This window comes from Bradyrhizobium sp. 41S5 (assembly GCF_011516665.3).
Classification (GTDB): domain Bacteria; phylum Pseudomonadota; class Alphaproteobacteria; order Rhizobiales; family Xanthobacteraceae; genus Bradyrhizobium; species Bradyrhizobium quebecense.
In genome coordinates this window covers 6,835,824-6,861,556 of record NZ_CP083721.1, presented here as the reverse complement: position 1 = coordinate 6,861,556, position 25,733 = coordinate 6,835,824, and the positions used below count along the sequence as shown (strand labels likewise).

General features: G+C 63.1%; 26 protein-coding genes and 2 pseudogenes. 11 read left to right on the top strand and 17 right to left on the bottom strand.

What is annotated here, in order from left to right; all coding sequences use genetic code 11:
- Window positions 1-16: 16 nt before the first annotated feature.
- The 5 genes from HAP47_RS32970 to HAP47_RS32950 form a co-directional block, all read right to left on the bottom strand.
- Complete coding sequence (locus tag HAP47_RS32970; RefSeq protein ID WP_173640992.1) at window positions 17-1,624, bottom strand: carboxyl transferase domain-containing protein; 1,608 nt, start codon at window positions 1,622-1,624, stop codon at window positions 17-19.
- Complete coding sequence (locus tag HAP47_RS32965) at window positions 1,612-1,764, bottom strand: hypothetical protein (protein WP_173640993.1); 153 nt, start codon at window positions 1,762-1,764, stop codon at window positions 1,612-1,614. The genes HAP47_RS32970 and HAP47_RS32965 overlap by 13 nt, the downstream gene beginning before the upstream one ends.
- Before the next feature lie 66 nt (window positions 1,765-1,830).
- Window positions 1,831-2,247, bottom strand: a complete 417-nt coding sequence (locus HAP47_RS32960; protein WP_173640994.1) for a Zn-ribbon domain-containing OB-fold protein — start codon at window positions 2,245-2,247, stop codon at window positions 1,831-1,833.
- Window positions 2,247-3,428 (bottom strand): thiolase C-terminal domain-containing protein, encoded by a 1,182-nt coding sequence (locus tag HAP47_RS32955; protein ID WP_173640995.1) that lies wholly within the window; start codon window positions 3,426-3,428, stop codon window positions 2,247-2,249. The genes HAP47_RS32960 and HAP47_RS32955 overlap by 1 nt, the downstream gene beginning before the upstream one ends.
- The gene (locus tag HAP47_RS32950) at window positions 3,425-4,966 is read right to left on the bottom strand and encodes a class I adenylate-forming enzyme family protein (protein WP_173640996.1); all 1,542 of its coding nucleotides are present in this window, start codon (window positions 4,964-4,966) and stop codon (window positions 3,425-3,427) included. The genes HAP47_RS32955 and HAP47_RS32950 overlap by 4 nt, the downstream gene beginning before the upstream one ends.
- A 133-nt stretch (window positions 4,967-5,099) precedes the next feature.
- Here HAP47_RS32950 and HAP47_RS32945 point away from each other — a divergent pair, with 133 nt between their 5' ends.
- A complete protein-coding gene (locus tag HAP47_RS32945) occupies window positions 5,100-5,909 on the top strand; it encodes an enoyl-CoA hydratase/isomerase family protein (protein WP_173640997.1) in 810 nt (269 codons plus the stop codon).
- 191 nt (window positions 5,910-6,100) lie between these two features.
- Here HAP47_RS32945 and HAP47_RS32940 read toward each other — a convergent pair whose 3' ends face one another.
- Entirely contained in the window at window positions 6,101-8,053 is a 1,953-nt protein-coding gene (locus tag HAP47_RS32940) for an AMP-binding protein (protein ID WP_173640998.1), read from the bottom strand.
- A 66-nt stretch (window positions 8,054-8,119) separates the two neighbouring features.
- Between HAP47_RS32940 and HAP47_RS32935 the strand changes: the two genes are divergently transcribed.
- Window positions 8,120-8,932 (top strand): enoyl-CoA hydratase/isomerase family protein, encoded by an 813-nt coding sequence (locus HAP47_RS32935; RefSeq protein WP_173640999.1) that lies wholly within the window; start codon window positions 8,120-8,122, stop codon window positions 8,930-8,932.
- 6 nt (window positions 8,933-8,938) lie between these two features.
- Here the strand turns inward: HAP47_RS32935 and HAP47_RS32930 are convergent, their stop codons facing one another.
- The 6 genes from HAP47_RS32930 to HAP47_RS32905 all read right to left on the bottom strand — a co-directional run bounded on the left by HAP47_RS32930 (window position 8,939) and on the right by HAP47_RS32905 (window position 14,091).
- Window positions 8,939-9,493 (bottom strand): TetR/AcrR family transcriptional regulator, encoded by a 555-nt coding sequence (locus tag HAP47_RS32930; RefSeq protein ID WP_173641000.1) that lies wholly within the window; start codon window positions 9,491-9,493, stop codon window positions 8,939-8,941.
- A gap of 411 nt (window positions 9,494-9,904) precedes the next feature.
- Complete coding sequence (paaI, locus tag HAP47_RS32925; protein ID WP_231168533.1) at window positions 9,905-10,315, bottom strand: hydroxyphenylacetyl-CoA thioesterase PaaI; 411 nt, start codon at window positions 10,313-10,315, stop codon at window positions 9,905-9,907.
- A gap of 37 nt (window positions 10,316-10,352) precedes the next feature.
- Window positions 10,353-11,357: a methylmalonyl Co-A mutase-associated GTPase MeaB gene (gene meaB / locus HAP47_RS32920; RefSeq protein ID WP_173641002.1), complete on the bottom strand. Its 1,005-nt coding sequence runs from the start codon at window positions 11,355-11,357 to the stop codon at window positions 10,353-10,355.
- A gap of 3 nt (window positions 11,358-11,360) precedes the next feature.
- Window positions 11,361-13,040, bottom strand: coding sequence for an acyl-CoA mutase large subunit family protein (locus tag HAP47_RS32915; protein ID WP_173641003.1), 1,680 nt, complete (start codon window positions 13,038-13,040; stop codon window positions 11,361-11,363).
- The gene (locus HAP47_RS32910) at window positions 13,037-13,486 is read right to left on the bottom strand and encodes a cobalamin B12-binding domain-containing protein (protein ID WP_305879364.1); all 450 of its coding nucleotides are present in this window, start codon (window positions 13,484-13,486) and stop codon (window positions 13,037-13,039) included. The genes HAP47_RS32915 and HAP47_RS32910 overlap by 4 nt, the downstream gene beginning before the upstream one ends.
- Window positions 13,483-14,091 carry a TetR/AcrR family transcriptional regulator gene (locus HAP47_RS32905; RefSeq protein WP_173641004.1) on the bottom strand — a complete coding sequence of 203 codons (609 nt, stop codon included), beginning with the start codon at window positions 14,089-14,091 and terminating at the stop codon, window positions 13,483-13,485. The genes HAP47_RS32910 and HAP47_RS32905 overlap by 4 nt, the downstream gene beginning before the upstream one ends.
- Before the next feature lie 189 nt (window positions 14,092-14,280).
- On the opposite strand from HAP47_RS32905, the gene HAP47_RS32900 reads away from it, so the two are divergent.
- A complete protein-coding gene (locus tag HAP47_RS32900; RefSeq protein ID WP_173641005.1) occupies window positions 14,281-15,636 on the top strand; it encodes a phenylacetate--CoA ligase family protein in 1,356 nt (451 codons plus the stop codon).
- Between the two features lie 221 nt (window positions 15,637-15,857).
- Here the strand turns inward: HAP47_RS32900 and HAP47_RS41680 are convergent.
- Window positions 15,858-15,950 (bottom strand): annotated as a pseudogene (locus HAP47_RS41680) (hypothetical protein); the annotation flags it as partial.
- A 410-nt stretch (window positions 15,951-16,360) separates the two neighbouring features.
- On the opposite strand from HAP47_RS41680, the gene HAP47_RS32890 reads away from it, so the two are divergent.
- Window positions 16,361-16,738: an ArsR/SmtB family transcription factor gene (locus HAP47_RS32890; protein WP_173641006.1), complete on the top strand. Its 378-nt coding sequence runs from the start codon at window positions 16,361-16,363 to the stop codon at window positions 16,736-16,738.
- Window positions 16,739-16,789: 51 nt separating this feature from the next.
- Window positions 16,790-17,890: a YeeE/YedE family protein gene (locus HAP47_RS32885; RefSeq protein ID WP_173641007.1), complete on the top strand. Its 1,101-nt coding sequence runs from the start codon at window positions 16,790-16,792 to the stop codon at window positions 17,888-17,890.
- Here HAP47_RS32885 and HAP47_RS32880 read toward each other — a convergent pair whose 3' ends face one another.
- Genes HAP47_RS32880 through soxA form a run of 4 tightly spaced genes read right to left on the bottom strand, consistent with a single transcriptional unit; the run spans window position 17,891 to window position 20,343 of the window.
- Window positions 17,891-18,334 carry a DsrE family protein gene (locus HAP47_RS32880; protein WP_231168531.1) on the bottom strand — a complete coding sequence of 148 codons (444 nt, stop codon included), beginning with the start codon at window positions 18,332-18,334 and terminating at the stop codon, window positions 17,891-17,893. It abuts the gene before it with no gap.
- A 38-nt stretch (window positions 18,335-18,372) separates the two neighbouring features.
- Complete coding sequence (locus tag HAP47_RS32875; RefSeq protein ID WP_173641008.1) at window positions 18,373-18,834, bottom strand: DsrE family protein; 462 nt, start codon at window positions 18,832-18,834, stop codon at window positions 18,373-18,375.
- A gap of 38 nt (window positions 18,835-18,872) precedes the next feature.
- The gene (soxX, locus tag HAP47_RS32870) at window positions 18,873-19,505 is read right to left on the bottom strand and encodes a sulfur oxidation c-type cytochrome SoxX (protein ID WP_231168529.1); all 633 of its coding nucleotides are present in this window, start codon (window positions 19,503-19,505) and stop codon (window positions 18,873-18,875) included.
- A 10-nt stretch (window positions 19,506-19,515) separates the two neighbouring features.
- Complete coding sequence (gene soxA / locus HAP47_RS32865; protein WP_173641010.1) at window positions 19,516-20,343, bottom strand: sulfur oxidation c-type cytochrome SoxA; 828 nt, start codon at window positions 20,341-20,343, stop codon at window positions 19,516-19,518.
- A gap of 191 nt (window positions 20,344-20,534) precedes the next feature.
- On the opposite strand from soxA, the gene soxY reads away from it, so the two are divergent.
- The 6 genes and pseudogenes from soxY (at window position 20,535) to HAP47_RS32835 (ending at window position 25,628) form a co-directional block, all read left to right on the top strand.
- Window positions 20,535-20,999 carry a thiosulfate oxidation carrier protein SoxY gene (soxY, locus tag HAP47_RS32860; RefSeq protein ID WP_173641011.1) on the top strand — a complete coding sequence of 155 codons (465 nt, stop codon included), beginning with the start codon at window positions 20,535-20,537 and terminating at the stop codon, window positions 20,997-20,999.
- A 47-nt stretch (window positions 21,000-21,046) separates the two neighbouring features.
- A complete protein-coding gene (gene soxZ, locus HAP47_RS32855; RefSeq protein ID WP_173641012.1) occupies window positions 21,047-21,376 on the top strand; it encodes a thiosulfate oxidation carrier complex protein SoxZ in 330 nt (109 codons plus the stop codon).
- Window positions 21,377-21,432: 56 nt separating this feature from the next.
- Window positions 21,433-23,130 (top strand): thiosulfohydrolase SoxB, encoded by a 1,698-nt coding sequence (gene soxB / locus HAP47_RS32850; RefSeq protein WP_173641013.1) that lies wholly within the window; start codon window positions 21,433-21,435, stop codon window positions 23,128-23,130.
- A gap of 93 nt (window positions 23,131-23,223) precedes the next feature.
- Window positions 23,224-24,486 carry a sulfite dehydrogenase gene (gene soxC, locus HAP47_RS32845; protein ID WP_173641014.1) on the top strand — a complete coding sequence of 421 codons (1,263 nt, stop codon included), beginning with the start codon at window positions 23,224-23,226 and terminating at the stop codon, window positions 24,484-24,486.
- Complete coding sequence (locus HAP47_RS32840) at window positions 24,470-25,177, top strand: c-type cytochrome (RefSeq protein WP_173641015.1); 708 nt, start codon at window positions 24,470-24,472, stop codon at window positions 25,175-25,177. The genes soxC and HAP47_RS32840 overlap by 17 nt, the downstream gene beginning before the upstream one ends.
- Window positions 25,178-25,236: 59 nt before the next feature.
- Window positions 25,237-25,628, top strand: a pseudogene (locus HAP47_RS32835) (c-type cytochrome).
- Window positions 25,629-25,733 lie beyond the last annotated feature (105 nt).

Below are 25,733 nucleotides of genomic sequence, written 5' to 3'. Positions count from 1 at the left end.
GGCTGGTCTCCTGCGTTTACATCCGGAACACACCGAAATCGGTGTGCTGATGCGGGATCCTGCCGGCGAGATCGAGCAGCAGCGCCATCACGCTGCGGGTTTCGAGCGGATCGATCACCATGTCGCACCAGGTGTTGCGGGCGAAGTTGTAGGCATTGGCGAAGGCTTCGAACGTCTGCCGGGTCGGCGCCATGTAGGCTTCGCGCTCGGCGTCGGTCCACGTCGTGCCATCGCGCTTGTGCACTTCGTCGCGAACCATCGCGAGCGTCGTGGCAGCCTGGTCGGGACCCATGATCGCAGAACGGGCGTTGGGCCACATCATCATTGCGTTTGGCCGGAACGCGCGGCCACACATCGCGAGGTATCCCGCACCGTAGGCGTTGCCGATGATCAGCGTGTATTTCGGCACATTGGCGCTCGCCATCGCCGTGACCATTTTCGCACCGTTCTTGGTGATGCCGCCTTCCTCGGCGTCACGGCCGACCATGAAGCCGGTGACGTCGGCCATGAACAGCAGCGGAATGTCACGCTTGCAGCACAGCTCGATGAAATGCGTGGCCTTGAGCGCGCTCTCGGAGAACAGCACGCCGTTGTTGCAGAGAATCCCGATCTCGAAGCCCATGATCCGCGCGAAGCCGGTAATCAGGGTATCGCCGTAAAGCGGCTTGAATTCATGGAATTCGCTGCCGTCGACGAGACGGGCCAGGATGTCGCGATTGTTGGTGGGAACGCGGGGATCCGAGCTGATCAGGCCGTAGATATCGGTTGGATCGAACAAGGGATCGCGCACCGGGCCGATCGTCCAGCTCTGCTTTGGGATTTCGCCGAGATTGGCCACGATCTCGCGCGCAATTGCGATCGCATGCGCGTCGTTTTCGGCGAGATGATCGGTGACACCGCTGACGCGGCTGTGCATCTCTCCGCCGCCGAGCGCCTCGATGCCGACCTCCTCGCGGGTGGCCGCGTAGACGAGCTGCGGACCGCCGAGGAACATGGCGCCCTGGTTTCTGATGATGACGGTCTCATCGCAAAGGGCGGGTATGTAGGCGCCGCCCGCCGTCGACGGACCGTGCACGATCGCGATTTGTGGAATGCCTTCGGCGGACATCCGGACCTGGTTGTAGAAGATCGAGCCGAACTGGCCGTCGTCGGGGAAGATGTTGGGCTGGTCGGGCAGATTGGCGCCACCCGACTGGACCATGGTCACGCACGGAAGCCGGTGCTGCCAGGCGAAGCGCTGGGCGCGGACGTGCTTCTTGCAGGTGATGCCGTAGTAGGTCCCGCCCTTCACGGTGGGCTCGTTGACAATGATCATGCAAGGCCGTCCGGATATCGTTCCGACGCCGGTGACAATACTGCCGCCGGGCGGTACGCCGTCGTACAGCCCTTCGCCCGCAAGCTGACAGAATTCGAGGAATGGCGATCCGGGATCGATCAGGGCCGCGATCCGCTCGCGCGGCAAGAGCTGGTCACGCTCCTTGTGCAGCTTGCGCGCTCGCTCGGGCCCGCCGATCGCAGCCGCGGCCCGGCGACGTCGGAGATCGGCGACACGCGCAGAGTAGGCGTCGCGGTTGCGTAGATATTCCTCACTTGAGGTGATGACGTCCGACTTCATGATTGCCATTGCGCGCGCCTCTGGCTGCTCGGCGAGCCGATCGATGGCTTGCCGATATCGTTGCGGATTGCTGTGCAGGTCAGTGCGTATTTCGGCATCCGGATACGCGCCTGCTCGTGGGTAAGGTTGGAAGTCATCTGGCCGATCATTTCGTCAAATTCTAACAACCGTTAGAATTAGTCGCGCGCGGATGCAAGGAGAACTCATGCAAACCTCTAGGCTTTCCGGAATCGCGGCAGCGTGATGTCGTCGGAGGCGCGTTCGAAGGTCAGCTCGACATCCATGTCGAAGGTGACGTCCGCCGGGTTACTTCCCGTCAAGGTGCTGATCATGCGCGGCCCTTCCACAAGCTCGACGAGCAGTACCGCGTACGGAACGTCGGCCTTGAAGGCCGGGCCCGGCGCGCGATGCACCACGCTGAAGGAGTGGACCTTGCCTCGGCCTCTTGCCGGCCTGTGCTCGAGCTCTTCGCTGCCGCACTGACGGCACGTCGCTTGCTGATAATACTGCACATGCCGGCACCGGCGGCAGTGTTGCAGCAGCAGCTTTCCCTCCTGCAAGCCGCGCCAGAACGCGGCCGTGTCGGCGTCCGGGGCGGGGAGGGGCCTTCGGGCAGCGTCCTCGACCGACATCACAATGCCCCCCGCGTGCCCAGAACGGTGCTGGCGTTGGTCGCAAATCCTGCTCCAAGGCTATGCACCAGCCCAAGCTGCGCGCGCTCGACTTGCCGATCGCCGCACTGGCCGCGCAGTTGAGCGATCACCTCATGGAAGTGAAACAAGGAGCCAGGCATTCCCGAATGGGCGAACGACAACAGGCCACCGTGGGTGTTGGACGGGATTTGTCCGCCATATGTCATGTGCCCGTCAGCGACGAACGGTCCGCCCTCTCCTTTGCGACAGAAGCCGAGATCCTCGAGCATCATGATCACGGTTCCGGTGAAGCAATCGTAGATGCCGGCGACATCCATGTCGGCCGGCCCGTAACCGGCCATGGCATAGGCCCGTCGGCCGGACTCGACTGCTCCCGTCGATGTGAGGGAAGGCATCAGGAAGATGTGCTCGTGGGTGTAGCACTCGCCGCAGCCAAGGATGTAGACCGGGTTTTCGATGCCGAGCGCCTTGGCATGTTCGGCGGAAGCGAGGACGAATGCCGCTCCACCGTCCGATATCAATGAACAGTCAAGCTTGTGATAGGGTGTGGTAACCATCGGCGAGGTGAGCACGTCCTCGACCGTGATTGGCGTTGTCTGCTGCGCGCCCGGGGTCCGCGCCGCATGGCGCCTGTGCACCACCGCGACCTCGGCAAGCTGCCCGGCCGTGGTACCGAATTCCTTCATATGCCGGTGCGCGGTCATCGCGAAGGTATTGGCAACGGGAATTCCGAACGGCATTTCGTATTGCTGATCCCGGCTCTCGGTGAGGGAACGCAGCGCCAGATCCGGCGTCAGTCCGGTCAGAAGGCTGTCAGCCGCGACAACCAGAACGACTTTGGCGAGGCCGCCGTGGATGGCGGCAGCGCCCACGTTGAACATCGTCGCCGCCGTAGCGCCGGAGACTTGCAGAGTGTTCGAGAAGGTGGGGCGGATCCCGAAATATTCGCTGAATGCAACGCTGAAGCGGTGGAATGGCGACGCGAAAGCATGGCTCGAGAGGACACCGTCCACCTCGCTCTTTGCGATTCCGGCATCGGCGAGTGCGCGCCTTGCGGCTTCGGCGGCAAGCGAGAGGGGACTGCGGCCTGGCACCTTGCCAACCGCCGACATTCCAATGCCGATAACGGCGACCTTTCCCCGAAGACTGCTGTCGCTCATGTGGAGGCCTTCAACAGGCGTTCAAGTTCATGGCGGAGGACCTTGCCGCTCGTGGAACGCGGAAATTCATCAAAGGCGATGAAGCGGAACTCACGCGGCCGCTTGTAGCCGGCCAGTTCGCGACGGCACAAATCGACGAGTTCATCCTCGGCCGGCCGGGCATCGTCACGGCATGCGATAAAAGCAACGGGAGCCTCTCCCCACCTGGCGTCGGCGGCGCGCACGACCGTGACCTCTGTGACCCGCTCGTCGCTCAGCAACACGCGCTCGATCTCGGCCGGATAGATGTTCTCGCCGCCCGACTTGATCAGGTATTTGGCGCGGTCGACGAAATCGAGTGATCCGTCCTGGTTGCGCCTGAAGACGTCGCCCATGTGAAACCAGCCGCCGCGGAAATCGCGCGCGTTGGTCTCGTCCGCCTGCCAATAGCCGGAGAAGAGCGTGGGGCCGCGGATCGCCAGTTCGCCGGGTTCGCCGAGCGCGACCTCGTGGTCGGACGAATCGACCAGTTTGATCTCGCAGAACGCATTTTGGCGTTTGGACAAAGTGGCCGGCACTTCTCCCGGAGCGATCAACGCCCTGGTCGCGGGTGGCAGGCCGGTCTCGGTCGAGCCAAAGCTGTTGAGATAGGGGGCATCAAGAAGCTTGGTCACCGCGGCGATGGCGTGCGGGGGCACGAGGTCCGCCATCGCCCCGCAAACCCGCACGCCCTTCACTTTGGTCCGCTGTGCGTCCAGGCCTTCGACGAAGGCCTCCACCATGCCGGGGATCAGCACCAGCCAGCCGATGTCGTGCCGGGATACGGTGGTCAGTAGCGTTGCCAGATCGAATCCATCCACCACGACGACCGTTCCGCCGCGCAGCAGCGTGGCGAGTGCATGGTCGGTCGATGCCATGTGGAACAGTGGTGTCCACGCGACGAACGTGTCGTGCGGCGCTATGCCGAGTTCGGACGAAAACAGCAGCGCGCGCATCACCATCGCGCGGTGGGAGATGACGGCGCCCTTCGGCAGGCCGGTCGTTCCGCTGGTGTACAGAATGACGAGCCCATCTTCCGGATCGGCGATTGACGGGGAAGCGCGCCCGTCTTGTCGCGCGAGCTCGTTTTCATACTGCCGACCGATTTCCAGGATCGGGTTGACCCTGACGGCGGGCGAGAGGTTTGCCGCGAGATCGGCTTCGACGACCAGGAGCTTGGGCGACACGAGCTCGATGCAATAGGCGAGCTCGCGGTCCGACAATCGCCAGTTCAGGCAGGTTGTAATGACCCCCAAATTGGCCGCTGCCAGTTCGATCTCCAGATATTCCGGGCGGTTTCGCGACAAGAGTCCGAGGCGGTCGCCGCGCCGCAACCCCCGTGCAGCAAGGACGGCGGTCAGACGACGCACCCGGTCGAGCAACTCCCCATAGGTCATGCGGCTCCCGCGATGCTCGATCGCGACTCGTCCGGCATGAAGTTCGGCACAAGCGGCGAACAGTGCGCCGACGGTTCCGATACCGGATGCCGCGCCAATCTGGGCACTGAACTCGGTTGCCATGGTCGTTTCCTCAGGCGCTGTCTTTCGACAATCTTGTTCCGAACGCGGTGCTTGCGCCGGCAGACCACAAATTCTAACATCTGTTAGAAATAAATGGTAGCGCTTCTTATGCGCCAACAGCGGGAAGATCAAGATGTCAAAACGATACGCCGCCTATACCAGGCTGAAGCTCGACTATCCGGCCCAACGAATACTGAGGCTGACCTTCGATCGTCCCGAGACCTACAATTCCGTCGATGCTGAGACCCATACGCAGCTCACCCATATCTGGCGCGACATCGACAACGATCCCGATATCAATGCCGTGATCGTCACGGGGGCAGGGAAGGCGTTTTCGGCGGGCGGCGATTTCGAGCTAATCAAGTCGCTGCTCGACAATCCGGCGGCGCGGATGGCCACCTGGAAGGAAGCGAAGGACCTCGTCTACAACGTCATCAACTGCAACAAGCCGATCATCTCGGCTATCAACGGCGTTGCCGTGGGAGCCGGCCTCGTTGTCGGAATTCTCGCCGACGTGTCGATTTGCGGCAAATCAGCGCGGATCGTCGATGGGCACACGCGCCTCGGCGTCGCTGCGGGCGACGTCGCCTGCATCATCTGGCCGCTGCTCTGCGGACTGGCGAAAGCGAAATATTATCTGCTCACATGCAAGCCGCTGTCGGGCGAGGAGGCCGAGAGGATCGGACTGGTTTCGCTGTGCGTGGAAGATGCGGACCTCCAGAAGGTCGCGCTTGAGACGGCGCAGGATCTCGCTACCGGCGCACAGAGCGCGATCCGCTGGACGAAATACGCGCTGAACAATTGGCTTCGCGTCAACGGGCCGTTGTTCGACACTTCGACTGCGCTGGAAATCCTCGGCTTTGCCGGCAATGAGGCGCGCGAGGGATTGGCCTCTCACCTGGAGAAGCGCAAGCCTTCGTTCCCGCCGGATTGCCCGATCTAGTCACGATCGGTTCTGATCGACAAGGAACCGACCCTCCCGGTGAGGCCAGTTTCATCACGCGAAGCGATCTCACGCTTCGTGTGATGCGCCCTATGCGTTTTCGAGCGAAGTGGACCCGGTTCGCGTGAAGAAAACGCGTCAAAACAAGAATCTAGAGCTTCGGTTCCGATTCAATCAGAACCGAAAATGCTCTAGACCGGCGCCTGGAGTCTGAGCCGGATATCCGTGATGGTCTCGGGATTGGCGAGCGCCGACAGGTCGCCGGGGTCTTTGCCCTCGAAGACGGCACGTAGCACGCGGCGCATGATCTTCATGTTGCGCGTCCTTGGCAGATCGTCGACCAAGAGAACCCTCTCCGGGCGGTACGAGGCGCCCATGCCGTGCACCAGTGCCTGGGACAGTTCCTCGGGCAGGGTAGAGGACTCTTGCAGTCCTGCGATCGGCACGCAGGCGCACACAATTGCCGAGCCTTTCACCTGATGAGGGATGCTGAAGACCGCCGCTTCCGCGACTTTTCCGGTTGCGGTCAGCACGCCTTCCAGTTCGGCCGGACCGACGCGCTTTCCTGAAATCTTGATGGTGTCGTCGGAGCGGCCGAGGATGTAATAGAGTCCATCCTTGCCCCGCATCGCAAAGTCGCCGTGCACCCAGATCCCGGGAATCGTATTCCAGTAGCTCTCGAGATAGCGCTGATCGGCCCTCCAAAGGCTCTTGGTGAGCCCGATCGACGCGTGACGCAGGACGAGCTCACCGACCTCGCCGTCGGGAACGCGGTTGCCCGCTACGTCGACGATGTCTGCACCGACCCCGAGCGCCGGCCGTGAGAACGAACATGGGTTCATCGGGTGGTTCGGCGTGCCGGTGAAAATGCAGCCGCCGACCTCCGTGCCGCCGGATATGTTGATGATCGGAATCTTTGACTTGCAAACGTGCTCGAAGAACCATCTCCACGGCATATCGGTCCAGGCTTCGCCGCCCGAAGCGGTCATCCGCAGGCTCGAGACGTCGTATCTGTCGACCTCCTCGCCATATCGCATCATCCCCCGCACGATGGTCGGCGACACGCCGAGATAGGTGACCTTGTGTTCCTCGATGAGGCGCCAGAAGCGGCCCGTATCGGGATAATCCGGCGTGCCCTCCGCGACCAGCAGCCTACCGCCGGCGAAGCTTGGGATACAGGCGCACATCGCGCCCACCATCCACCCCATGTCGCTGAAGAAGAAGAACAGGTCGGTCGGCTTGAAGTCGCCGCAGATGATCATGTCCCGCGTAACCATGGAGCCGATGAAGCTGATATGCGTCCATACGCAACCCTTCGGCTCGCCGGTCGTGCCCGAGGTGTAGAGCAGGACTGCGGGATCCTCGGCGTCCATCTCCGCGGTCGGGAGGTCCGCGCCCTCCCGGGCGATTTCGTCCCACCTGTGGTCTCGCCCCGGGCGCATGGGGGTGTCGATGCCGAGCCCGCCGCGGTCGGCCACGACGACATGCTGGACGCTCGGCGCAGTTTCGAGTGCCTCGTCGAGGACTGATTTCAGCGGTGCCGGAACGCCGCGGCGCCAGGTGCCGTTCGCCGTGATGACTGCCTTCGCTTCGCCGTGATTGAGCCGAGAGCGGATCGGGTCGGGGCCGAAGCCCGAGAACAGCGGCATCACGATCGCGCCGATCTTCAGGATCGCAAAGAAGGCCACGAAGGTTTCCGGCAGGTTCGGCATGTAGATGGCGACGACGTCGCCCTTGCCGATGCCGAGCTTGCGCAGGCCAGAGGCCAGCCGTCCGACGTCGGCGGCGAACTCGGCATAGCTCAATCGCCGCTGTTCGTGCCTGTCCTCGCCTTCCCAGATCAGAAAAGGCTTGTCCCAGACGGCCGTACCGCGGTGCCGGTCGATGCAGTTGAGGACGATGTTCGTGGTCCCGCCGACGCACCAGCGCGCCCACGGCTCGCCCCGCGCACGATCCAGAACCCTGTCGAAAGCATGATAGAAGCGGACGTCGCAGAACTTGAACACTTCCTCCACGAGCCACGCCGGATCAGCATCCGCCTTCGCGGCGAGTGCGTCGTAGTCGGGCTGCCCTGTAGCGCGAAGAAACGCACTCAGGTTGCTCCTCTCCACGAGTTCCGCGGGCGGCGTCCAGAAATGCGCCATCCTGTTTCCTCCTTCGAGCCCTTCGCCATTCTGTTGCATTCGGCCTCCGGCGATGTATTCTAACAAATGTTAGAATTCAAGGAAGAAGATACTGTGACCGACAAAGAACAGGTCTGCTACGCGGTCGAGGACGGCATTGCGACTGTGACGATCGACCGTCCTGAGCGGAAGAACGCGCTGTCAGTCGAGGCGATGAATGGTCTGACGGATGCCTGGAGCAGGGTGGAAGCCGATCCGTCGGTGCGTGTCGTCATTCTGACCTCGGCGGATTGCGGCGTGTTCTGTGCAGGACTCGATCTGAAACAGGCAGCAGAAATCCGATCGCGGGATGGAGTGGATATCCTGACGCTGATGCGCGATCCGATGCAGAATGCGATGCGGAAGGTCTCCAAGCCGATCATCGCCGCCATGACCGGCTCCTTGATGGCCGGCGGGATGATGCTGGCGCTGAAATGTGACCTGAGGGTCGCGTTGCGCGGCACGCGCGCCGGTATCACCGAAGTGAAGATGGGGCGCGGGACGCCCTGGGCAGTGCCGTTGCTGTGGATGCTGCCGCAGCCAATGCTGATGGAAATGGTTCTCACCGGAGAGACGATGCCGATCGAGCGGCTGGCCGAGCATGGGTTCGTCAATTCTCTCGAAGAAACGCCGCAGGCGGTCCGGGAGCGCGCACAGGAACTGGCCCGCAAGGTCGTGGAAGGCGCGCCGCTGTCGGTCAAGGCGGCCAAGGCCAGCGTGCTTGCCGCGATGGATCTCGGCTACGCGCAGGGACTCGTCGAAGCCGAGCGGCTCCATGTCGAGACTTATGCAAGTCTCGATGCCGTCGAGGGGCCGAAAGCCTTCGCGGAGAGGCGCAAGCCGGTGTGGCAGGGCAGGTAACGTGCCTCAGGAGGTGCGAACGCCCTCGAAGATCAGCAGCTCCGTGCGGTGCGCCAGTTCAAGGACCGCATCGCGGTTTTCCAGCCTGAACCATTCGCTCGTCCAGTTGAGGGAGCCGATCACGAACATGCGCAACGGCACCACCTCCATATCCGCCCGGATCTCGCCGGCGCGCCGCGCCTCGATGAAGAGCTTGTCCCAATATTCGGCGTAGGCGCGCCGCAACGGCCGATGCGGCTTCTTCAAATGCTCCGGCAATTGACCATAGATGCGGATGTTGGCTGACGTGAAGTCGCTGGTCTCGAGCAGTGCGACAAGGTGGGCCTCGATCGCGAGGCCGATCCTGCGCCGGTGCGAGACTTTGCCGGCCCGCTCGACTGCATTCTTTACGGTTTCGAAGACGTGACGCAGGCCACGATCCAGAACCTCGCCAAGGATCTCTTCCTTGGAATCAAAATGGTAGTAGATGCTCCCGGCCTTTATTTTTGCCCTCGCGGCGATCTGGCGCAGTGTCGTGGCCGAAAATCCTTGGCGCCGAAACAGTTGTGCTGCGGATTGCAAGATCAGGTCTCGCGATCGCTCGGACTTTGTCGCGGCTGCTGCGGGATCCTTGTCGCCGGCGGCCTTGCGCACAGTGCCCGCGAGCGATCTCTTTGGTCGGCGCGCCTCCGCCTGCCGACGAGATCGGTCGCCGGAACGCACGGGTGACGGCATGCCTGATCAAGCTCCTTGTCAAAATACTGGCCGGCTGGTTCGAGCAGCCTGTGGTCGCTGTCGAAGCAGATTCCGGTGAGAATGGCAATATCCGCCCCGAGGGGGCAGGGCGACACACGCGATGACAACGTCTGGGGCGCGCTCCCGGTCGCCACCGGCGAATGCCGGCATTGATGGCTCGGCGTCCCCGAACTCACGCTTGATGGCGATAGTTCGCGTGAGCTGGCTGATTGCCGCAGCACGACAGCCGATGCCGGATCATCGCGCCGGGAGCGATTCGGCGTGAGCGGGCATCGCGTCGGCGATGGTCCGGGAATGGCCGCGGAATTCCGCCACGATCTTGCCGTTCGTCGCATTGGTGAGGCTGCAGTCATAGATCGCCGTGCGACCCGTGCGGCAGCGCTCCCGGACGTGCGCAATCAGGCGATCGCCGGGGCGTGCAGGGCGGACGAACGTGATGCTGCATTGCTGCGCAACCGACGGCCGGCCGTGGCTGTTGCAGGCGATCGAGAATGCCGTATCGGCCAGGGTGAACAGGACGCCGCCATGACATGTTCCGAACGCGTTCAGGCCGGCCTGAGAGATCGTCATCTCGAGCTCGGCTTCGCCGGGGCCGGCCCGGCGAAGCGTGAAGCCGAACGCCTTGGCGGGTGCGTCGCCGGAGAGCATGAAGGCGGCGCAATGCTCTGCCAGTTGCTTTGGATCGTCAGGTAACGGGTTCATCGCGTCTGCTGTGGCCCGTGTGCGGGTTGGAGACGCGGTCACGCGCCTCGTGATACGGGCCCAGCGCCGCGCGCGTCGCCGCGGTGATCGAAAGTTCGCCCACCTCGACCTGCCGCAGCATGTTCAGGAATGGTTCGTCGCTCCGTTCCAGGATAGAGTGTCGGACCTCGGCCGCGGCGGTCTCCGCGAGGAGACGATGGACGCGGGCGCGACGGCGCGCCTGGCGCTCGGCGGGCGTTCGCGGCGCGACATTGAAGACCGCTTCAACCAGCTCGACGACGCCCTGGCCGGAGCTTGCCACGGTCTCGATGACCGGCACATTCCTGTCGGTCTCGCGGCGCAGGCTCAACATGCTGCGGAGCTGCCGGACACTGCGCGCGGCCAGCGGCAGATCGGCCTTATTGACGACGAGGACATTGGCGATCTCCAGTATCCCGGCCTTGATCGCCTGGACGTCATCGCCGAGGCCCGGAGCGTTCACGACGACTCGGACATCGGCAACCTCGACGATCTCGACCTCGGACTGCCCAGCTCCAACGGTCTCGATCAAGATCACGTCACGGCCTGCGAAATCGAGGATGTCGACGATCGGCTGAATGCTGTCGGTCAACCCGCCGAGATGGCCGCGCGAGGCAATCGAACGGATGAACACGCCGGCGTCTTCGGTGTGCCGCCCCATCCGCACCCTGTCGCCGAGTACCGCGCCCCCTGAAAGCGGGCTCGACGGATCAACCGCCGCAACGGCGACCGTCTGTCCTCTCCTGCGCAACTCGGCAACGAACGCGTCGATCAGTGTCGACTTTCCGGCACCGGGCGGCCCGGTGAAGCCGACTGTGAGCGCGCTCCCCGTCTGCGGCAGCACCGCGCGGTGCAGGCTGGCGGCGGCGGCGCCACCTGCTTCGGCGATCGTGATGGCGCGTGCGATGGCCCTGGCATCGCCGGCCCGAAGCCGTACCAGGAGTGACGTTGCGATGGAATCCGAGGTCATCGCTCAGGCAACGATCAAGGGATGTCCGAAGCCGAGCTCGCGACGCAGGCAACTCACCACCTCGCCATGCGTAACGCCCACTCCGGTCGCTTCCACCACTTTTTCAAACACGTTCTCGTCCGTGCTGTTGGCGGCGCGCGCCAGTGCGTCGAGCGCGCTGGCGACCTCGCGCTGGCTGCGCTCCTGCTTGAATGCCTTGAAGCGTTCGACATGCCGGAGCATCGCGTCGGGGTCCGGCCGCTCGGCCGGAGGGATCGTGGGATCCTCATCGATCTGGTAGCAATTGACTCCGACGATCCTGCGTGCGCCGGCGTCGACCTGCTCCTGGAACGCAAGAGCCGATTCGCCGATCATGGTCTGGACCAGGCCCGCCTCCGCGGCCTTGTACATGCCGCCGGCCGCGTCGATCTTTGCAATCACGCCTTCGATCTCCGCCTCCATCTGGTCGGTCAGGCGCTCGACGTAATACGAGCCGCCCAAGGGATCGATGACGTCGCAGAGCCTGGCCTCGTCGCGCAGTATGTTCTGCGTGGCCACCGCAACGCGCGCAGTTTCCTCGCTTGGGCAGGCGATCGCCTCGTCATAGGCGTCCGTATGCAGCGATTGCAGCCCGCTCAGAATCCCGGCGATGGCCTGGATCGAGACCCGTGCGATGTTGTTGAGCGGCTGCTGTTGGGTCAGGTCGACGCCGGAGGTCTGGCCGTGGAATTTGAACCGCCAGCATGCAGGGTCCTTTGCCCCGAGCCTGTCCCGCGCGATCCTGGCCCAGATGCGCCGGCCGGCACGGAATTTCGCGACCTCCTCGAACAGCGAGATCGAGATGTCGAAGAAGAAGGTGAAGCGCCGCAGCACGTCGTCGATGTCCATGCCGCGGGCCTTGCAATCGTCGGCATACTGGATCGCCGTGGAGAGCGTGAAGCCCATGGTCTCGGCAGGCGTCGCGCCAGCCTGCTGCATATGCTGGCCGACGACCGAGACCGGATTCCAGTTCGGAGCGTGACGCCGGCAAAATTCGATATGGTCGAGCAGCACACGCCGCGATCCCGGCAATGACAGGCGGTAGAATTGGTGATTGGCGATGAAGTGCGAAATGTAGTCACTCTGGTTCGAGGTCCCCGTCACCGAGCGCCAGTCGATGCCGCGCCGCCGGGCCACGCCGAGCGTAAAGGCAAGCAGCGTGAAGGGCGAGGGGTCGTTCATCGCCGTCGAGATTTCCTCGATTGGAACGCCATCCAGTGCGTTGTCCATATGGTCGGTGGTGTTGATCACGGTGCCGCAGGTGCCGAGCAGCACCGGCTCGACCTCGTCGCAATCGACGCCACGAAATCCCGAACAACACGGCAACAGGCTGATTGCGGTGGCGCCAGCACCGATGATGCGCCGTACCCGCTTGTTGTAGTCCTCCGGTGTGCCGAGGCCGATCAGTTGACGCTGCGTCCAGGTCCGGCCGCGATGCATCGTAGGATAGATGCCGCGCGTGAACGGAAACTGGCCCGGAAAGCCGACATCCGCAAGATACCGTTCGCCGGTCCAGTCGCGTGGCGAATACAGCGGCTGGATATCGATTCCCGAGCGGTTGCGGATCGCTTTCTCGTCACCGATCTGGCGGGAATATTGCGTGCGCCACTCGCCTTGTGTCTGTTCGAAGCCGGGGAGCGGAAGCTGGATCGCCGTCTTGGTCATAGGGGCGCCTCCGAGAACTCGTCGTTACGCGCCGTGCGCGATTGCCCGCCGAGTGCGGTGACGCAATCAACGATCTCTTCGCGCCCCGAGCCGGGCCCGAAAATCCGGCTGACGCCGGCGCCGAGCAGCGCAGCTTTCTCCTCGTCAGGCACAATGCCGCCAATGATGACGCGGACATGGCCGAGCCCCGCCGCCCGCAGCGCATCCATCATCTTCGGCACGATCAGGTGATCGGTCGCCAGCGAGCTGATGCCGATGACGTCGACATCCTCTTCGGTCGCGAGTTTCACCACACCCGAAATGGTCTGCCACGGCGGGGTGTAGATCACCTCCATGCCAGCGTCGCGAAGATAGGCGGCGACGATGCGGCTGCCGCGGTCGTGGCCGTCGAGGCCGATCTTTGTCACGAGAACACGAAGCGGCAATGCGTCGACTTTCATCATCATTTTGGCCTGCGTCGGGGTTTGGTCTCGGCGCCGGACGGAGCGATGCCGAACACAGCGACGAATTCGTCGACGATCGCGTCCAGGCTCCCGCTCGGTCGCCGGTACCAGATCGGCGTCGCGTTGAGGGCGCCCAGCAGCAGCATCCTTAGCAAGGTCGGCGAGCGGCTGCTGGGCAGGCCGAGCGCGCTGATCAGCGAGCGGAAACGCGTCTCGTAGCGATCGCGCTGGGCGCGCAGCTCGGCCGCAGCTTCCGGGACGTCGTCCGGTAGGACCCGGACGATGACGCGAGCGAACGCGCTGGCATCGAGGATCGCTTCGAGATGCGCCTCGATCGCGCGCCTGAAACGCCGCACCGGCTCGGTTTCCTGATCGACCAGATTGTCGACATGGCGAACGATGCGGTCAACGCCTTCGGTGTAGGCCGCGACCAGCAGCGCCTGCTTCGTCGGCACATGGAAATAAAGCGCGCCCGGCGTCACGCCGGCCGCCTCGGCAACGTCGCGGATAGTCGTTGCGTGATAGCCGCGCTCGGCGAAAAGCGTCGCTGCGGCTTCCAGCAGCGCCGGCCAGCGGTTCGCCTGCTGCTTTGCAAGGGTGGCAGCCAAAAGCTCTCTCCAGATAACTAAACGACCGTTTAGCACCAAGTGACACTGCCCACAATACGCAAGTCATCGAGATCGATAATTCGCGGAGAACTCCGCGATAAATGATCGTTTCCGCCGCGTGGGATCGACGTATTGACGTTAGACTGGAACGTAGCTAAACAATCGTTTAGTTAATAGGGAGGGTGACGCATGGTAGAGCAGCGAGCCTTTTGGAGTGCCGACAAGGAGACCCGTGCGCGCGCGGTGCGCGAGGCGGAGGTGCTCGGCTTGATGCAGCAGCAGTTGCGCTATGCCTATGAGCATCTGCCGTTCTACCGCCGACACTACGATCGGGCCGGCTTTCACCCCGATCAGGTCAACTCGATCGTCGCCTTCACGCAGCGCGTGCCCATCATCACCAAGCAGATGCTTCGCGACGACCAGGCCGAGCATCCGCCATTCGGCAGTTATCTCGGTGCTGGCCCCGTCGATGTCTGCCGCGTACATGGGTCGTTGGGAACCAGCGGAAAGCCGACCCTTTACGCGATCTCGCGCAGCGACTGGGACTACATCTCCGATGTGATGGCGCAGGCGTTCTTCACCTGCGGTGTGCGCCCGGGCGACGTGGTGCAACTCGCGACGGTCTTCAGCCTGTTCATGGGGGGCTGGGGCTCGCTGCTCGGCATCGAGCGGCTCGGCGCAACGGCCTTCCCGATCGGCGCGGGCGAAACCGAGCGGCAGATCGAGCTGATGTGGCGGGTCAAGTCGACCGTGCTCATCACGACGCCGAGCTACGCGTTGCACATGCTGGAGGTGGCGAGGTCGATGGGGCTCGATCCCGCAGCCTCGCCGTTGCGTCTCGGAATCTTCATCGGTGAGCCGGGCTCATCGATCCCCGGTACGCGGCAGGCTCTCGAGAGCGGATGGGGCATCGTCGTGCGCGACATGGCAACGACGTCGGAGATGACGCCGTGGGGTACCAACGCGGAATGCGAGATGGGCCAGGGCGTCCATGTGATGCAGGATGAGGTCTGGACCGAGATCGTCGCGAAGGACAATCCCAACCACGCACTTCCAGACGGGGAGAGCGGGGCAGTCGTCTACACGCATCTGCGGCGGCAGTCGCAGCCAATGATCCGCTTCTACTCTGGCGATGAGTCGCACATGACGCACGCGCCGTGCGGCTGCGGCCGCACTTATCCGCGCCTCCCGATGGGTGTGTACGGCCGCCTGGACGACATGCTCCTGATTCGCGGCGCCAACGTCTATCCGAGTCAGGTCCAGCGCTCCCTGCTGTCGGTGCGGGGCACGGGGATCGAGTTCAAGATTCTACTCGAACGCAACGGCGCGCTGGACACGGCGACCGTGCGGGTCGAACGCGATCCGGCTGCCAAGACCGACAATTTGGCGGAATTCGACATCGAGCTGGCTAAGCAGGTCAAGCGCCGGCTGAAGAACGATACCAACATCAATTTCGAGGTCGAGGTGCTGCCGCCGAATTCGCTGGAGCGAGCGATTTCGAAGGCCAGCAGGGTTGATGATCGGCGCCCGAGGCTTCGTCCTTGATACCCTGAAGCAGGGAATTGTGCGTCAATTCCGGCCACGGGTAGGACGGTGGGCGGGACGGCGATTGGCGAACTGACCTGCATCAGCGCCGTCGCGAACAAGTCCGGCGCTATGTGGCAGAAGCTGGTGGATAGTAACGCAAGCCACGTCGTGATGCGGTCTACGAAGTTGCGGACGGTGTCGTCGAGGCGGAGCAGGCCCCTGTCCTTCAGCTTCAGGATCCCCGCGGCGGCGAAGGTCTTGGAATGCGAGGCTGCTCGGAAGCGGTGGCGCGGGTCAGTATGTCGCCGGTCGCAAGATTCGCAACGCCGAATGCCTGCTCCAGCACCACCTCGCCCCTATGCGCCAGGGCGACGACACAGCCCGGCTGCATGAGGTGCTGCATCTGATAGTCGACCCAACGCGGGACATAGGGGAGCGCAGCATTCAGGAACTGATGCATGAAGGACTCCCCTCATGTCAGCCGGATGTCAGGTCCGGTAACCGGCTTGCATTGATCGTGTTCAGGCTGATCAACGCAATGGTGAAACCGCCAGCCGAGGGGGGCTCCGTCGCTGCGAGCAGAACTGAGGAATTCCTGACGTCGGCGATGGGACAGGAGACGGCTGCGCCCAAGCCGGCCGGGACCGTGGATGTTGGAACTGTTTCTTATATCTGAATTCGTGTATATATAATTGTCGGGCCGACGGCCCAGCCTGTTTTCCGATCCGCGCGACGAGAACCGATGAACGCGATCCTCTCATCCGATATCGAAACCGAACTGCGGGACGGGGCGGAATATTCGCCCGAGCTCGACCAGTTGATGCGCAAGGCGCGGAAGGCGAGCAACTTCCTCAAGGCGCTGTCGCATGAGAGCCGGCTGCTGCTTCTGTGCCTGCTGGCCGAACGCGAGCGTTCGGTGACCGAGCTGGAAAACATCCTGTCGCTTCGGCAGTCCGCGGTATCGCAACAGCTCGCGCGACTGCGCTATGACGGCATGGTCGACACCCGCCGCGACGGCAAGACGATCTACTACAGCCTCGCCAACGACGATGTGCGTCGGGTGATCGCCGTGGTTTACGACATCTTCTGCGCGACGACGCCCGATCATCAGAAGAAATAAGGCCGGGCAGCGCCGGTGTGCGCCCCGATCGCCCTCGGGAGGGAGGAATCCGTGCAGAATATGTCTGCCTGGATGCAGGCACTGAGCGGACTTGCGATCGGGATGGCGCTTGGCTTCGCCATTCAGCGCGCGAAGCTGTGCACATTCGGGGCGATCGAGGATTTCCTGATGGGTGGCGACAGCCGCCGCCTTCGGGTGTTCGGCCTGGCGCTCGGCATCGCGCTTCTCGGCACGCAGGCGCTTGTGCTGGGCGGCGCGCTCAATCCGGCGGAGACGAGCTATACGCCGGGTGCGCTTCCGTTGTTGTCGATCGCGATCGGCAGTGTCGCCTTTGGCATCGGCATGGCGCTGGTCGGGACTTGTGGCATGGGGTCGCTGGTCCGGCTCGGCACCGGTGACTTGCGCAGCCTGTTCGTCGTGTTTGTTCTCGGCGCGGCCGCCTATGCCGTGCTGCGCGGGCTGCTGGTCGATCTTCGCATCGGATTTCTCGAGCGGTTCGCCATCAGCCTTCCCGAAAGCGGGATGGACATCGCCGCGCTGTCATCGCGCGTCGCCGGCTTCGAGACCCGGCCCCTGATCGTCGGGGTGATCGGCCTTGGGCTTTGTGTTCTCGCTCTCGGCGACCTGCGGCTACGGCGGACACCGCGGCTTCTCGCGGCCGGGCTGGTGCTCGGGCTCCTGGTGACGGCGAGCTGGATTGCTACCACCGTTCTACATGACGATTTCTCGGGTCCCGCACGACCGCAAAGCCTCACCTTCGTGTCGACGGTGGGAAAGACCGTCTATGCCGGGCTGATGAGCGCGACCGTGCTCGCCGATTTCGGCGTCGGCAGCGTGGTCGGCATCGTGGTCGGCGCCTGCCTCGCGGCGCTGACCTCCGGTCAGTTCCGCTGGGAGGCCTTTGACGACGACCGCGAGATGCGCCGTCATCTATGTGGCGCCGCGCTGATGGGGGTGGGAGGAGTTCTCGCAGGCGGCTGCACGATCGGCCAGGGCATCACCGCAGGATCGATGCTCGCGCTCTCATGGCCGATTGCGGTTGCGGGGATGATCGTCGGCGCCCGGCTCGGCATCGCGATCCTGGTGGATGACTCGCCGCGGACGCTGATCCAGCGCAACTTCTACCGGCTGTTCAGCCGCGGCGGGTCGTGATCACGGCCTGAGGTAGCTCCAGCCCTGTTCCTGCCGCTCGATCAGGTGGACCGCGCCGGAAGGGACCAGCGTCGCCTGCGAGATCAGGCTGATCGATTTACCCTCGCGCCGTTCCATTCCCTGCTTGGTGATGTTGCATGCGGAAAACTGGATGCTCGAGGGAAAGGCTGCGTCGGTGATTTGCCGGATGCGGTCCCGCACCGGCGAGGTATCCGCGCGGAACATGTGCAGGCCGGGACCGTAGGCGACCACGTCCACCTCGATGGTTTCTCCCTTCTCGCTGTAGTACTCTAGGATGTTCGACGCATTGTTGAGTACGAGGTTCATGATCGCGGGATCGTCCTGGTCGACCTGGATCGCCACGCGATGCTCCTTTGCAGCATCTGCGGCGAAGCTTGCGGTCGTCGCCGCCAGCAGCGCGACGCCTGAGATCAGCGCCGCCATCATCATCCTTCGCAAAGACCCCATCTTGCTCCTCCATGTTACGGTCGAACGATCGTGTAGCCGCCCTCGACCAGGGACAGCAGTTCGGCGACACCCGCTTCGACCTCGATGGCACGCGGATTGATGCGCGGGCGCTGTCCGATTTCGCGCGCGATGGTGTCGAGCGTGTTGCCGCAGACGGTGAACCGGACGCCCTGGACGACAAGGCTGTCGACGAGCACGCGATACTCGTTATCCTCCTTGAGGAGATCGATCCCCGGCCCGAAGGCCACGACCTCGACCGCGATCTTGTCCGGGCCGTAGAACTTCAGCAGGTTGCTGGCGACGCTCAGCACCAGCCGCTGCTTCCTTGAATCCGAATCGGAGAGCTGCAACGCGAGCCGGTGTTCGGCGAATGGCTTGTCGTCGAGGCCCTTTGCCGCCTGCGCAACGGCGACGCCGGGGAGGGCGCCGCCCGCCAGCCATGAAATGGCCCGCCCGATCAGCCGGCGTCGATCCATGATGCTTCTTTTCCAGCGAAGCGCGGCGCCTGCCGCGTTTACTTGTTGAGCGGGGATTGCGGATCGAACAGGAAAGCGATGATGTCCTTGATCTGAGTCTCGGTCAGGACCTTGTTGGCGCCAAATCGCGGCATGATCGAGCAGGCCGCGAACGCCTGCGAGTCGTAGACCTTTGCGTAGGCTCGCTTGACCTCTTCGGGATCGTATTTTCGATCCTTGCCGTAGTTGGTCAGACTCGGACCCAGCGTGCCGTAGCTGAGCTCGGACGATTCCATCTGATGGCAGGCGTAGCAATTGCCGCCGCTCGCAAGTCCCGGCGGATCGGAAAACTGTCCGCCACGTCCGTCGTTCGCGACCTTGGCGCCTTCCTTCCAGTTGCCGAGCAGCTCGCCGTCGGCGGGATAGACGACCTTGGCCGTCTCGCGGGCAATGATCCGTTCGGCTTCGACCGCAGGCACATCATTGCGATATTTGTTGCAGGTTTCGAGCGTCTCGTCGGGCTTGATGCGTGCCTGCCACTCGGGCGACGCCTTGCCAAAGGTGGACATCAGATATTTGTCGACGAAATCAGGGGCGGCTTTCGCCGGGGTTTGGGCGGTGGCGCAGCCGATCTGTGCGGCAGAGGCCGTGATGCCGAGCAGCGCAGCGGCGACAATTCGAAGCGAGGTCATTGCCGGTTCCTCAGCGTTTGATCGACGGGACATTGATTTCGGCGCCTGCGGCCTGCTTTTGTAGGAACACCGTGAGCGCGGTCAGTCCGTCGGAGGCATATTCCGGAACGGGCCAGCGCTGCTGCCGGTAGCAGTCCCACAGGCGATGCTGCATCGTTCGCAGCGCGCCCTGCGACACGCGGTAGGTGGGCCACCCTCCCATTGTCTCCTGCGCCGGCCGCCCGGGCTTGGAGAAATTCGGCAAACCCTGGAGGCGGATGCGCTTGCCTTCGTCGGCGTGGCAGGTCGCGCAGGAGAAATCATTCACGCCGCCGCGTCGGTAGAACATCTCTTCACCGACCATCGCAGCCTCCTTCTCCTTCGGATGCGACAGCGGAATGTCGATCTTCTTGCCGTTGGACCTGTTGGCGATGAACGCAACAAGGTCCTCCATGTCGGACGGTTTTCCGGGCCCCGCGAAGCGACGCGCCACGATATCCGTAGTGTCGAGCCCCTGCAGGTTCTGCATGCACCACAGCAAGCGCTGCTCGAGATCCATCACGCGATCACTATCGGCGAAGTAGCGCGGCAATTCCGCGAAGGCTCCTTCGAGCTTGCCGGCGCCGAGCCCGAGATCGCAGCGCTCGAGCGAGACGTTCTTGGTGCCGCGCTTCTCCTGCCAGAGAACCTCGCCGCGATCGACCGCGAGATAGCCGGGATTCGACATCGGATCGGAGATCATCGCCCGGTAGCGTTCGATCTCTTTCTCGGCGGCGTCTTGCGCCCGACTGGCCTCACTCCATCCGGCCGCAAGCAACAGTGCCAGACCAACCGCAATCCGAAGAGCGGGGTTAAGCATTTGATATTACTCCATTTTCGGCCGTCTCTGCGACCTTGTTCTCTGTGCTCGTTACGAATCGGACTTTACATTCAAAAAAAACAATATCATGATATGTAAGAATAATGATGGATCGCTGCGACGCCCGTCAAGCGAAACTATCGTCTGGGGTGCGTAGACACCCTGGTGAGGAAACCCGATGGAGGTTGGCCATGGACGTGACGTCGACGGATCATTCGCGCCGCGAGTTGCTGCGGCTCGCAGCACTTGCCGGCTTGGCGCTGGTCGTCACGTCGGGGCGCGCGGAAGCGACTGCCGACGAGGTGTCCGCGGCGATCGCCAAGCTCTATGGCGACAAGAAGCTCGAGAGCGGCAAGGTGAAGCTCGACGTCCCTGAGATCGCCGAGAACGGACTCGTCGTTCCGATCACCGTCGAGGTCGAGAGCCCGATGACGGACGCCGACTACGTCAAGGCCGTCCACATCTTCGCGGACGGAAATCCGCTGCCCAACGTCGTCAGCTACAAGTTCACGCCGGCCTGCGGCAAGGCCGCAGCGTCGACGCGTATGCGCCTTGCCCAGACGCAGAACGTGATCTGCATCGCCGAAATGTCGAACGGCAATCTCCACAGGACCAGCGCCGCCATCAAGGTGACGATCGGCGGCTGTGGCGGCTGACCGCCCGTGCGCACCGTCTTTCATGCTTCTAGATTTGGAGATACCAGATGCCCGTGACGCCGATTCCGAAAGTGCGACTGCCGGCCCAGGCCAAGGCCGGCGAGATCATCGAGATCAAGTCCCTGATCGCCCACGAGATGGAGTCGGGTCAGCGTAAGGACGCCTCCGGCCAGATCATCGCGCGCAAGATCATTAATCGCTTCACGGCTGCTTTCAACGGCAAGCCCGTGTTCGAGGCCGAGTGGTTTCCGTCTATCTCGGCCAATCCCTACCAGTCGTTTTTCTTCAAGGCGGTCGAGAGCGGCGAGTTCACCTTCACCTGGAATGATGACGACGGCTCCAAATACGTCACGAAGAACAAGCTCACGGTGACCTGACCGAGGGCGCGGCGAGTTTGACGATTGCGACCCCTCGCAGCCAGGCGGAAATGACGATGATTTCGAAGCGCGAATTCCTTCAGGCGACGGCCGCTGCCTCCGCGCTGCTGGTCGGTACTGGCCTCGGTCCCCTCGGCCGGGTCGCGGCGCAGCAACGCCTGACGCAGTCGGACATCCTTCGCTTCGATCCGCTGGGAACGCTGACTATTCTCTATCTCGCCGACACCCACGCGCAATTGATGCCGATACAATTCCGCGAGCCGTCCGTTAATCTCGGCGTCGGCGAAGCGAGGAGCCTGCCGCCGCACATCACCGACGCCGAATTCCGGAAGTACTTTGGCATCGCGGCCGGCTCGCCCGATGCGTTTGCCCTGACATCGGACGATTTCGTCTCGCTCGCAAGCAATTATGGACGAATGGGGGGGATGGATCGCATCGCCGCGCTGGTCGCGGCAGTGCGGGCCGAGCGTGGCGAGAGCAACGTGCTGCTGCTCGACGGCGGCGACAGTTGGCAGGGCAGTTGGACCTCGCTACAGACCAAGGCGCAGGACATGGTCGACGTGATGTCCACGCTCAAGGTCGACGCCATGGTCGGGCATTGGGAGTTCACCTACGGCGCCGAGCGGGTCAGCGAGATCGCCCAAAAAGCGCCGTTTGCCTTTCTGGCGCAGAATGTCCGCGACAACGAATGGCAGGAGCCGGTGTTTGAGGCGCGCAAGATGTTCGAGCGCGGCGGCGCCAAGGTCGCCGTGATCGGACAGGCGTTGCCCCGGACCGCAGTCGCCAATCCGCGCTGGATGTTTCCGAAATGGGAATTCGGAATCCGCGAGGAGGACCTGCAGAAGCAGGTCGATGAGGCGCGGGCGGACGGTGCGTCCGTGGTCGTACTGCTGTCCCACAACGGCTTCGATGTCGATCGCAAGCTTGCGGCGCGGGTCAAGGGTCTCGACGTCATCCTGACCGCGCACACCCACGACGCGATGCCGGGGCTGGTCCAGTTGGGCGATACCGTGCTGGTCGCGACCGGCTCGCATGGCAAATTCGTGTCGCGGCTCGATCTCGATATCAGGAACAAGAAGGTCGCCGGCGTCCGCTTCAAGCTGATGCCCGTGTTCTCTGATGCCATTGCGCCCGATACTGCAATGGCCGCTTTGGTCGAGACGGTTCGTGCGCCCTTCGCCAAAGAATTGGCTCGCCCGGTGGGGAAGACTGATACGCTGCTCTACCGGCGCGGCAATTTCAACGGCACGTTCGATGACCTGATCTGCGATGCAATGCTTTCCGAACGCGACGTCGAGATCGCGTTGTCGCCCGGCTTCAGGTGGGGTGGCACGTTGCTGCCAGGCGAGACCATCACCTGGGAGCATATCACCAACGCCACCGCGATCACCTATCCGAACTGCTATCGCAACCAGATGACGGGTGCGCAGTTGAAGGAAACGCTGGAAGACGTCGCCGACAACATCTTCCATCCCGATCCTTACTTTCAGGGTGGCGGCGACATGGTCCGCGTCGGCGGCATGGGTTACGCGATCGACATTTCGAGGCCGATGGGATCGCGGATTTCACAGATGACACATTTGAAGTCCGGACAACCGATCGACGCCGCGAAGACCTATTCGGTCGCCGGATGGGCGAGCATCAATCAGGATACGCAGGGACCGCCGATTTGGGACGTGGTCGCCTCGCATCTCGCGAAGGTCGGGACCGTCAACATCTCTCCCAACTCGGCCGTGCGCGTCACGGGAGCCTGAATGCGAGGAGCCGCGATGCGCACAGTTGCGACTAATACATTCACATATCCAAATGGATGAAACCCGAAGACATCAACGAGGCAAGTGAGCGCCATGCGTGATCTCGTCAACCGCCGCCGCTTCCTGTCCGCAGCCGGTCTTGCCGGCGCGGGAATTGCGATATCGCCGCAAGTGCTGGCCGCGGAAGCGGCCAAGCCCGACCCGCTTATTACTGAAGTGCAGGATTGGCAACGCTATCTCGGCGACGGCGTCGACAGGCGTCCTTACGGATCGCCATCGAAGTTCGAGAAGAACGTGATCAGGCGCGACGTGTCCTGGCTCACGGCGTCGGCCGAATCGTCGGTCAACTTCACGCCGTTACACGAACTGGACGGCATCATCACGCCGTCAGGCCTTTGCTTCGAACGCCACCACGGCGGCGTCGCCGAGATCGATCCTGCCAAGCATCGGCTGATGATCAATGGCTTGGTGGAGAAGCCGCTGGTCTTCACTATGGACGACATCAAGCGGATGCCGCGCACCAACCGCATCCATTTCCTCGAATGTGCGGCCAATTCGGGAATGGAATGGCGCGGCGCGCAGTTGAACGGCTGCCAGTTCACGCACGGCATGGTCCACAACGTGATGTACACCGGTGTGCCGCTGAAGGTGGTGCTCGACGAGGCAGGCCTGCGTCCCAACGCCAAATGGTTGATGCTCGAAGGCGGCGACGCCTCCGGCATGAACCGCTCGCTGCCGATCGAGAAGGGGCTGGATGATGTGCTGCTTGCCTTCGCGATGAACGGCGAGGCGCTGCGTCCGGAGCAGGGCTATCCGCTGCGCGCGGTGATTCCGGGCTGGGAAGGCAATCTCTGGGTCAAGTGGCTGCGCCGGATCGAGGTCGGCGACCAGCCGTGGCAGACCCGCGAGGAGACCTCGAAATACACCGATCTTCTGGCCGATGGCCGCTCGCGCAAGCATACGTTCATCATGGACGCGAAGTCGGTGGTGACCAATCCCTCGCCGCAGGCTCCGCTCAAATACCGGGGCCGCAACGTGCTGAGCGGCTTCGCCTGGTCCGGCCGCGGCACCGTCAAGCGCGTCGACGTCTCGCTCGATGGCGGCCGTAACTGGCGGACGGCGCGGATCGACGGTCCGGTGCTCGATAAGTCGCTGACGCGATTCTATGTCGATTTCGACTGGAACGGTGAGGAGTTGATGGTGCAGTCGCGCGCCATGGACTCGACCAATTATGTGCAGCCGACCAAGGACGAACTGCGCAAGGTCCGCGGCGTCAATTCGATCTATCACAACAACGGCATTCAGACCTGGCTGGTGCATGGCAACGGAGAGACCGAGAATGTCGAGCTTGTCTAGGCTCTTCGCGGCGGGGGTCGTTGCCGGCGTACTCGGCTGCGGCACCGTCAGTGCAGTTTCGGGCGAAAGTCCGCATAGCAGCACGAGCACGGCCAAGCCGACCGCGAAGATGGGATTGGGACGGCAGGCTCTGCCCGAGGAAATCGCGGCCTGGGATACCGACGTGCGTCCTGACGGCCGCGGGCTGCCGGTCGGGCGAGGCACGGTCAAGCAGGGCGATGACCTGTTTCAGGAACGCTGCGCGTCGTGCCACGGCGAGTTCGGTCAGGGCGCGGGCCGCTGGCCGGTGCTGGCCGGCGGACAAGGCACCTTGAAGGCGGACCGCCCCGACAAGACGATCGGCTCGTTCTGGCCTGACCTTTCCACCGTGTATGACTACATCAAGCGCGCGATGCCCTACGGCAATGCGCGCTCGCTCACCGACGACGAAGCCTATGCGCTGGTGGCGTTCCTTCTCAATCTCAACGACATCGTCAAGGACGAGAACTTCGAGCTCAGCGACAAGAACTTCACTTCGATCAAGATGCCGAACGCAGATGCATTCTTTGATGATGACCGCGAGGCGTCCGAGAAGAGGTTCTGGAACAAGGATCCCTGCATGAGCAATTGCCGCGACGTTCCTCACGTCACCGGCAAGGCGATCTCGATCGATGTGACGCCCGACGGAAAGTCAGGACCGAAGGTCGACTGAAGCAGATCAATGACCTGCCTGACGGCTCGCAAAAAAGCCTTCGAGGGATGAGGGAATTCATGATGCTGCGCGCGGGGTTAATTGTCGCCGTTCTTGCCGGATCAATATCGGCCGCCAGGGCGCAGGATGTTGCGGCCGGCGAAAAGGCCTTCAACAAGTGCCGCGCCTGCCATCAGGTCGGTGAGTCTGCGAAAAAAACGCCGTCGGACCGATCCTCAACGGATTGTTTGGCCGGAAGTCGGGCGCCGTCGAGGGCTACAACTACTCGGAGCCGAACAAGAACTCCGGTATTGCCTGGGATGAGGCCACGTTCGCCGAGTATATCAGGGATCCCAAGGCGAAGATTGCAGGAACGAAGATGTCGTTCTCCGGCATCAAGAGCGAGCAGGAGATCAAAGATTTGGCGGCATTCCTGAGGCAGTTCGGAAGGGACGGCAGGAAGGGCGGCTGAATCGCAGCATGCGCGTCGAAGAGGTGTCTACGATACCTTTGGTGACCAGGGACAGTCGCAGTGCACAGATGCGGGCATCGACACAAACTCCGTATGCAGTCTGCC

Coding starts and splice junctions, on each gene's coding strand:
- HAP47_RS32970 (WP_173640992.1), bottom strand. CDS start 1,624: ATGGCAATCATGAAGTCGGACGTCATCACCTCAAGTGAGGAATATCTA.
- HAP47_RS32965 (WP_173640993.1), bottom strand. CDS start 1,764: ATGATCGGCCAGATGACTTCCAACCTTACCCACGAGCAGGCGCGTATC.
- HAP47_RS32960 (WP_173640994.1), bottom strand. CDS start 2,247: ATGTCGGTCGAGGACGCTGCCCGAAGGCCCCTCCCCGCCCCGGACGCC.
- HAP47_RS32955 (WP_173640995.1), bottom strand. CDS start 3,428: ATGAGCGACAGCAGTCTTCGGGGAAAGGTCGCCGTTATCGGCATTGGA.
- HAP47_RS32950 (WP_173640996.1), bottom strand. CDS start 4,966: ATGGCAACCGAGTTCAGTGCCCAGATTGGCGCGGCATCCGGTATCGGA.
- HAP47_RS32945 (WP_173640997.1), top strand. CDS start 5,100: ATGTCAAAACGATACGCCGCCTATACCAGGCTGAAGCTCGACTATCCG.
- HAP47_RS32940 (WP_173640998.1), bottom strand. CDS start 8,053: ATGGCGCATTTCTGGACGCCGCCCGCGGAACTCGTGGAGAGGAGCAAC.
- HAP47_RS32935 (WP_173640999.1), top strand. CDS start 8,120: ATGTTAGAATTCAAGGAAGAAGATACTGTGACCGACAAAGAACAGGTC.
- paaI (WP_231168533.1), bottom strand. CDS start 10,315: ATGCTCTCCGGCGACGCACCCGCCAAGGCGTTCGGCTTCACGCTTCGC.
- meaB (WP_173641002.1), bottom strand. CDS start 11,357: ATGACCTCGGATTCCATCGCAACGTCACTCCTGGTACGGCTTCGGGCC.
- HAP47_RS32915 (WP_173641003.1), bottom strand. CDS start 13,040: ATGACCAAGACGGCGATCCAGCTTCCGCTCCCCGGCTTCGAACAGACA.
- HAP47_RS32910 (WP_305879364.1), bottom strand. CDS start 13,486: ATGATGATGAAAGTCGACGCATTGCCGCTTCGTGTTCTCGTGACAAAG.
- HAP47_RS32900 (WP_173641005.1), top strand. CDS start 14,281: ATGGTAGAGCAGCGAGCCTTTTGGAGTGCCGACAAGGAGACCCGTGCG.
- HAP47_RS32890 (WP_173641006.1), top strand. CDS start 16,361: ATGAACGCGATCCTCTCATCCGATATCGAAACCGAACTGCGGGACGGG.
- HAP47_RS32880 (WP_231168531.1), bottom strand. CDS start 18,334: ATGGCGGCGCTGATCTCAGGCGTCGCGCTGCTGGCGGCGACGACCGCA.
- HAP47_RS32875 (WP_173641008.1), bottom strand. CDS start 18,834: ATGGATCGACGCCGGCTGATCGGGCGGGCCATTTCATGGCTGGCGGGC.
- soxX (WP_231168529.1), bottom strand. CDS start 19,505: ATGACCTCGCTTCGAATTGTCGCCGCTGCGCTGCTCGGCATCACGGCC.
- soxA (WP_173641010.1), bottom strand. CDS start 20,343: ATGCTTAACCCCGCTCTTCGGATTGCGGTTGGTCTGGCACTGTTGCTT.
- soxY (WP_173641011.1), top strand. CDS start 20,535: ATGGACGTGACGTCGACGGATCATTCGCGCCGCGAGTTGCTGCGGCTC.
- soxZ (WP_173641012.1), top strand. CDS start 21,047: ATGCCCGTGACGCCGATTCCGAAAGTGCGACTGCCGGCCCAGGCCAAG.
- soxB (WP_173641013.1), top strand. CDS start 21,433: ATGATTTCGAAGCGCGAATTCCTTCAGGCGACGGCCGCTGCCTCCGCG.
- soxC (WP_173641014.1), top strand. CDS start 23,224: ATGCGTGATCTCGTCAACCGCCGCCGCTTCCTGTCCGCAGCCGGTCTT.
- HAP47_RS32840 (WP_173641015.1), top strand. CDS start 24,470: ATGTCGAGCTTGTCTAGGCTCTTCGCGGCGGGGGTCGTTGCCGGCGTA.